General features: G+C 32.2%; 6 protein-coding genes and 1 pseudogene. All 7 read left to right on the forward strand.

The annotated features are described in order from the left end of the window. Nucleotides 1-37 precede the first annotated feature (37 nt). The 7 genes and pseudogenes from brnQ to RWM24_RS05405 all read left to right on the forward strand — a co-directional run bounded on the left by brnQ (nucleotide 38) and on the right by RWM24_RS05405 (nucleotide 7,060). Nucleotides 38-1,399, forward strand: coding sequence for a branched-chain amino acid transport system II carrier protein (gene brnQ / locus RWM24_RS05375; RefSeq protein WP_314112298.1), 1,362 nt, complete (start codon nucleotides 38-40; stop codon nucleotides 1,397-1,399). Nucleotides 1,400-1,413: 14 nt separating this feature from the next. After that, nucleotides 1,414-2,443: pseudogene (locus tag RWM24_RS05380) on the forward strand (YdcF family protein). A 179-nt stretch (nucleotides 2,444-2,622) separates the two neighbouring features. Further along, a complete protein-coding gene (locus tag RWM24_RS05385; protein WP_314112299.1) occupies nucleotides 2,623-3,447 on the forward strand; it encodes an ABC transporter ATP-binding protein in 825 nt (274 codons plus the stop codon). Beyond that, a complete protein-coding gene (locus RWM24_RS05390; protein ID WP_314112300.1) occupies nucleotides 3,440-4,168 on the forward strand; it encodes an ABC transporter permease in 729 nt (242 codons plus the stop codon). Before RWM24_RS05385 ends, RWM24_RS05390 begins: the two co-directional genes overlap by 8 nt. A gap of 244 nt (nucleotides 4,169-4,412) precedes the next feature. Then, nucleotides 4,413-5,387, forward strand: a complete 975-nt coding sequence (locus RWM24_RS05395) for a CPBP family intramembrane glutamic endopeptidase (RefSeq protein WP_314112302.1) — start codon at nucleotides 4,413-4,415, stop codon at nucleotides 5,385-5,387. A 127-nt stretch (nucleotides 5,388-5,514) separates the two neighbouring features. After that, nucleotides 5,515-6,339 (forward strand): ABC transporter ATP-binding protein, encoded by an 825-nt coding sequence (locus tag RWM24_RS05400; protein ID WP_314112304.1) that lies wholly within the window; start codon nucleotides 5,515-5,517, stop codon nucleotides 6,337-6,339. After that, nucleotides 6,332-7,060 carry an ABC transporter permease gene (locus tag RWM24_RS05405; protein ID WP_314112305.1) on the forward strand — a complete coding sequence of 243 codons (729 nt, stop codon included), beginning with the start codon at nucleotides 6,332-6,334 and terminating at the stop codon, nucleotides 7,058-7,060. Before RWM24_RS05400 ends, RWM24_RS05405 begins: the two co-directional genes overlap by 8 nt. Nucleotides 7,061-7,164: the final 104 nt, after the last annotated feature.

The raw sequence follows: 7,164 nt of genomic DNA on the forward strand, positions 1-7,164 counted from the left end.
TCTTTCGTATATATGAGAAAGAACAGGAGAATGTAAGATGAAAAAAGGCTTTTTAACAGGTTTACTATTGTTTGGTTTCTTTTTTGGAGCAGGGAATTTAATCTTTCCGCCTTCATTAGGATTATTTTCTGGTGAGTATTTCTGGCCAGCGATTGCAGGATTTATTTTATCAGGTGTCGGTATTCCAATTATTACATTAATTGTAGGCGCAACGAGTAACGGAAGTTTTAAACATGAATTAGAAAGTAAAGTTCATAAAGTATTTGCAGTAGCATTTTTAGCTGTTTTATATTTGTCGATTGGACCATTTTTTGCGATTCCAAGAACAGCGACTGTTTCGTATTCGATTAGTATTCAGCCATTTGAGTCAGCTTTAGCTTCAATGGGAATTTCAGGTACAGTATCATTGTTGATTTATACCGTTTTATATTTTGCTGCTGCGTATTGGATTGCGATTCATCGCTCAACGATTTTAAATAGTATCGGGAAAATTTTAACGCCATTATTTGCAGGATTAATTTTAGTTTTAGTATTATTAGGAGCAATTAAATATGCAGGAGTAGCACCAATGGAAGCAGCAACCGCTTATCAAAATGGTGGATCATTTGGGAATGGATTTATTGAAGGATACAATACATTAGATGCCCTAGCTTCTGTTGCTTTCTGCGTAGTAGCAGTGAATACATTGAAAAAATTCCATTTTTCTTCAAAAGAAGAATTTACAAAAACGATTATCGGTGTAGGTTTAGTGACTGCTGTAGGATTTAGTGTGTTATATTTAGGATTAGCAAATTTAGGAAATCATTTTACAGTGCCAGCAGATGTATTAGCAGATAAAGCAGTGAATAAAGGATCTTATATTTTGGCAGCCGCTTCAAAAGATATTTTCGGAGTATTTGGACAAGTGTTTTTAGGAGCAATGGTTATTTTAACGTGCTTTACAACAACGGTTGGATTAATTGTTTCAACTGGAGAGTTTTTTGAAGAGTTATTCCCTAAATATTCTTACAAAGTATATGCAACAGTTTTCTCATTAATTGGCTTTGGAATTTCTAATTTAGGATTAAATACTGTTATTAAGGTTTCATTACCGGTATTACTAATTTTATATCCAATTACAATTATTATCGTTGTACTTATCATTTTAAATAAATTTGTTCCACTTTCTAAAGTTGGAATGCAGTTAACAGTTGGATTAACAGTTTTAGTATCCGTATTAACAGTATTAGGAGATACCCTAAAATTATCGGCATTATCTACTGTGATGAACCAATTACCGTTTTCTACTTTATCGTTAGGATGGATTGTTCCAGCATTCGTAGGGATAGTGATTGCTTTGGTTTTAAGTGATAAACAAAAAGGTGAAGTATTTGATTTTGAAAAAATTTTAGCAGAGTAAGAAGGTAGGCTAGTATGTTTTTATATGGGGTTACGATTTTCGTATTAATTGCCTTACTTTTTTCTATGTGGAAAGATAATCGCAGTTTATGGAATCCATCTTTATTAGTGATTGATGTATTTTTCCTCTATTTATCCGTTGCAAATCTATTTTTTAGTTTTGGAAATGAAAATGCACATTTAGTGATGATTGCAGGAATTTTACTCATTCCCGTTCTTATTCTTTTGAGTGGTTTATTTTTAATCGTTAATGGCGTTATTTTGTTAAAAAAAGAAGATTTTTCTAAAGCAAATCTATTATCTCCGATTATGGGAATTGTGATTTTATTTTTCTTTGTTTTGATGTGGATTCGAGCAGTACTTGTAACGAATGAATTTTTGTTTCATAACCATTGGATCAATATTCTAGTCATGTTCATTATTTATTCTTATATTATTTTTGGCTTTGCGTTTGTAGGATTTATGATGTACTCCTATGTCTATTTATGGTTGCCGAAGAAACAGCATTATGATTTTATAATTATTCATGGTGCCGGTTTGTTAAATGGGGAAGGGGTCAATCCTTTATTGAAAAGAAGAATTGATAAAGCTGTTCAAGCATTTCATCAATCAAAAAATCCTCATATTCGACTTATTGCCAGTGGTGGAAAAGGTAGTGATGAAAAAATATCTGAAGCATAAGCGATGTATAACTATTTAGGGGAACATACAGATGTGCCAAAAGAAGCTATTATATTAGAAGAAAAATCTACAACCACTTATGAAAATTTACTGTTCTCTAAAGAACTAGGAGAGCAATTGATTGAAAATCCACGATTTTTATTTGTAACAAATGACTATCATGTGTTTCGTACGAGCACCTATGCACGTCAAATTGGAATGTAGGGGGATGGCTTAGGTTGCTCCACTGCGAGTTATTATATTCCATCAGCTTTTATTCGTGAATATGTAGCGATGTGTGTAAAAATGAAAAAAACTCTTTATAGGGTTTGAATTACTGTATGCTCTATTGGTTATAATGTCGTATAGAGGCATATTGTGGTAAAAAGTTTAATAGATAATAGAGAAGGCATACCGATTTCGGTATGCTTTTTTATCGTGACGATTTGCACGAGAAGTCGTGACGAAAGTCATGGTATGTAGTGACTTAAGGCACTACTGAAAAAAAGAATTTTTTTCTATAATAAATTCATCAGTTAGGAAATCAGTAAAGAGGGGATAAACATGATTGTAGTAAAAAATGTAACAAAAAAATTTGGACAAAAGGTAGCTTTAGAAGAAATTTCTTTTGAAGTGAAGAAAGGAGAAATTTTCGGATTCTTAGGGCCATCTGGTTCAGGGAAAACAACAATGATTAAAATTTTAACAGGACAATTAAATGCTGATAGCGGGCAAACAGAATTGTTAGGAAAAGTATCCGAGAAGTTAACTCCAGCAGATTTAGAACAAATCGGATTAGTGAGTGATACAAGTGGATTTTATGAAAAACTAAGCCTATATAAAAATTTACAAGCTTATGCAAAATTATATGGAAAACCAAATGCACGAGTAGATGAAGTGTTAAAACAAGTTGATTTATATGAGAGTAAAAACTTAGCAGCCGAAAAACTATCAACAGGGATGAAACAACGAATGTTTCTAGCAAGAGCTTTAATTAATAAGCCACGAGTATTATTCTTAGATGAGCCAACAAGCGGATTAGATCCAACTACTTCTAAGAAAATCCATGAATTATTATTAGAACTAAAAGAAGCAGGAACAACGATTTTCCTAACAACACACGATATGAACGAAGCAACATTATTATGTGACCGTCTAAGTTTACTAAATAGAGGACATTTAATTGAATATGGAACACCTGCTTCGATTATTCAAAAATATAATCACGAGAAAAAAGTTCAATTAACATTCGTAGATGAAACACAAACAGAAATTACATTTGAAGAATTAGGACGAACAGATTTAGCACAAGTCGTTGCGATTCACTCATGTGAACCAACGTTAGAAGAAATATTTATTCAATTGACAGGAGAGAAATTAAATGATTAAACGATTAACTGCCTTAGTTTGGCTACGCACACAAGTATTATTAAGTAACACCACTTTATTAGCAACGATTTTATTACCGTATGGATTGTTAGTGTTATATAACCAATTTATGAATGCGGATGGACAACATGCTTCATATATGGTATTCATGTGTTTATCATTAGCATTCTCAGTTTCTCTAGGAAGTTTAACTTCTTTAACAATTGCAGAAGATAAGGAAAAGAAAAACTTAAAATCTTTATTACTCAGTGGTGTTAGAAATGGTGAGTATTTATTATCTGCACTATTTTATCCAGTCGTTGTTGGGCTTGTAACAATTGTAAGTTTTCCAATGATTGTAGATGCTGACTTTGGAAAACATTCAGGTGAATATTATGTAGTAGCGATTGTTGTGGGACTATGTATTGTTTTATTAAACTTATTGATTGCCTCTCTTTCTAATACTCAATCACAAGCGCAAGTGAATGGTTTAGTACCTATGATGGCTATTTCATTCTTACCATTGTTCTCTGGATTAAGTGAGACTGCTTCAAAAATTGCTCATTATACATTTATGGGAGTTTATGTAGACTTCTTTACTAAAGAAAGTTTCGAATTAAGTTTTGAAACAATTGGTGTAGCATTAGCTTGGTTAGTAGGCTTATTCTTAGTAAACTTAATTGTATTAAATCCAATACGAAAAGAAATGTTCTTAGCGAAACTAGCAAGAAAAGCTGTGTAGAGAGCGAACTAGACTTTCTTACTGTAGTATAATTGTATTATCGTATCGAGGCGCATTATGGTAGAAAGTTAAATAGATCATAGGAAAGGCATACCGATTTCGGTATGCTTTTTTGTCGTGACGATTTGCATGAGAAGTCATGACGAAAGTCATGGTAGGTAGTGACTCTAGGCACTACTGAGAAGAAGAAATTTTTCCTATAATGAATTCATCAGTAAGAGATAAAAGAAATGAGGAATATCAAATGACAAATCAATATCAAACAGAATTTCAAGAACAGAACTTGGTGAATCAGAAACAGGAATTAAAGGAGAGTATTACGCAAATCTTTAAACAATTGTTAATCTATTTAGGAATTTTCCTTGGAGTTGTTGTTGGGTTTTCAGTTGTAGCGGAAGTATTAAGGCTCCTGCCATTAGATTTTGTAACGGAAGAGCTGGTTCAAAATATTACAGATGCGGGAAATATTTTTGGTTCAGCAATTGCAATTTTAGTATTTTATAAAAAGCAAAAGATTGCCTTTCTACCAACTGTTAAAACGCATCAACAAAAGTTGAGTTTTAAACAAGTAGCTATCATTATTGTTTTATTATTAGGATGCCAATTTGTCTTTAATCAAGTAGCGAATGTTTTTGAAGTAGCTTTGAATGTGATTGGTTTCAGTGCTAAAAAAGAAGTTGAGTTGGCAACTGTTGGACATCATTCAATCATGTATTTCTTATATGCAGCATTTATGGGACCGCTAGTTGAAGAATTAGTGATGCGTGGAGGAATTGCTTATCGATTACAAAAATATGGTAAAGTATTTAGTATTATTTTTTCAGCCATTGTATTTGGATTTTTCCATATGAATTTTGTTCAAGGAGTGTTCGCTTTCTTAGTAGGAATTATGTTAGCGTATATCGCAATTGAATATAGTTTTGGATGGGCTGTTTTCTTCCATATTTTGAATAACTTTGGTTTTAATTTGATTTTAGGAACTTTCATGACAAGTATGGTTGGAGAAGCACAAGCAGAAACGATTAGTTTAACGATTATGTCTATTGCAGCAGTTGTTTCCGTAATTTTATTAGGAATGTATCGTAAGCAAATTGTTCAATATGTACAAGAAAATCGTACGGCAAAAGGAACATTTAAAGTAGCATTCTCAAGTATTTTAGGAGGCGTGTTCTTCATTATTTGTATCATTGTAGCTTTATTAGGATTACAGCCATTATAAGATGCAAAAAGTCATGAAGAATCGTGACGAAAGTCATGGTACATAGTGACTCAAGACACTACTGTAACAAAGAAAAATTTTTTATAATGAATTCATCAGTTAGGAAATCAGTAAAGAGGGGATAAACATGATTGTAGTAAAAAATGTAACAAAAAAATTTGGACAAAAGGTAGCTTTAGAAGAAATTTCTTTTGAAGTGAAGAAAGGAGAAATTTTCGGATTCTTAGGGCCATCTGGTTCAGGGAAAACAACAATGATTAAAATTTTAACAGGACAATTAAATGCTGATAGCGGGCAAACAGAATTGTTAGGAAAAGTATCCGAGAAGTTAACTCCAGCAGATTTAGAACAAATCGGATTAGTGAGTGATACAAGTGGATTTTATGAAAAACTAAGCCTATATAAAAATTTACAAGCTTATGCAAAATTATATGGAAAACCAAATGCACGAGTAGATGAAGTGTTAAAACAAGTTGATTTATATGAGAGTAAAAACTTAGCAGCAGAAAAACTATCAACAGGAATGAAACAAAGAATGTTTCTAGCAAGAGCTTTAATTAATAAGCCACAAGTATTATTCTTAGATGAGCCAACAAGTGGATTAGATCCAACCACTTCAAAGAAAATCCATGAATTATTATTAGAACTAAAAGAAGCAGGAACAACAATTTTCCTAACAACTCACGATATGAACGAAGCAACATTATTATGTGACCGTCTAAGTTTATTGAATCGAGGACATTTAATTGAATATGGAACACCTGCTTCGATTATTCAAAAATATAATCACGAGAAAAAAGTTCAATTAACATTCGTAGATGAAACACAAACAGAAATTACATTTGAAGAATTAGGACGAACAGATTTAGCACAAGTCGTTGCGATTCACTCATGTGAACCAACGTTAGAAGAAATATTTATTCAATTGACAGGAGAGAAATTAAATGATTAAACGATTAACTGCCTTAATTTGGCTACGCACACAAGTATTATTAAGTAACAGCGTTTTATTAGCAACTATTTTATTACCGTATGGATTGTTAGTGTTATACAACCAATTTATGAATGCAGATGGACTACATTCTTCGTACATGGTATTCATGTGTTTATCATTAGCATTCTCAGTTTCACTAGGAAGTTTAACTTCTTTAACAATTGCAGAAGATAAGGAAAAGAAAAACTTGAAATCTTTATTACTTAGCGGTGTTAGAAATGGAGAATATTTATTATCTGCACTATTTTACCCAGTCATTGTTGGGCTTGTAACAATTGTAAGTTTTCCAATGATTGTAAATGCAGACTTTGGAAAACATTCAGGAGAATATTTTGTAGTAGCAATTGTTGTAGGGCTATGTATTGTTTTATTAAACTTATTAATTGCTTCACTTTCTAATACTCAATCTCAAGCGCAAGTGAATGGTTTAGTTCCTATGATGGCAATTTCATTCTTACCATTGTTCTCTGGATTAAATGAGAATATTTCAAAAATTACTCATTATACATTTATGGGAGTTTATTTAGACTTCTTTACAAAAGAGAGTTTTGAATTAAGCTTTGAAACAATTGGTGTAGCATTAGCTTGGTTAGTAGGCTTATTCTTAGTAAACTTAATTGTATTAAATCCAACACGAAAAGAAATGTTTTTAGCAAAACTAACAAGAAAAGCTGTATAGAGAGCAAACTAGACTTTCGTACTGTAGTAAAGGACGGCAGCAGCTTCGCTGTAGTGACCCCAAAAAGTTAGACTTTTTTGAGACGACTTAAGTCGTCTCTTTTT

The organism is uncultured Granulicatella sp., from assembly GCF_963516875.1.
Lineage (GTDB): Bacteria > Bacillota > Bacilli > Lactobacillales > Aerococcaceae > Granulicatella.